The sequence below is a fragment of the Mycobacterium sp. P2_H7 genome, assembly GCF_056403275.1.
Genome location: NZ_JBFUFU010000060.1, coordinates 1 through 416, shown reverse-complemented (window position 1 = coordinate 416; position 416 = coordinate 1). Strand labels below are relative to the sequence as shown.

At 61.8% G+C, this 416-nt stretch carries 1 protein-coding gene; it reads left to right on the top strand.

Annotated elements, in window-relative coordinates; translation table 11 throughout:
• A partial coding sequence (locus AC1DY7_RS31340) for a diguanylate cyclase domain-containing protein (protein WP_477497655.1) occupies positions 1-416 on the top strand: 416 nt, incomplete at both ends.

The window sequence follows — 416 nt, the reverse complement described above, 5'->3', positions numbered from 1 at the left end:
GCCGAGGGCCGCGCAGCGTTGCTGCATCTCGACCTTGATCGCTTCAAGCAGATCAACGACACCCTCGGCCACGCGGCGGGCGATGCATTGCTGGTGCATGCTTCGAAAGTCATCAAGGCCGGCGTCGGTCCGGCCGATTTCGTTGCGCGCATCGGCGGCGACGAGTTTTTCGTGTTAAGCCATGGACGCGACGACAAGGAGCTTGCCGCGCTTGCCGACCACATCATCGATGCGATGCGCCAGCCGATCGACTATCTGGGTCACCAGTGCCGGTTCGGCGTAAGCATCGGCATTGCGGCCAACAGCGGCGTCGATGCCAAGCAGCTGCTCGTCAATGCCGATCTCGCGCTGTATCGGGCGAAAGGCCGTGGCCGCAACCGTTACGAGTTTTTCAACGAAGAGCTGCAGAGCGAGAT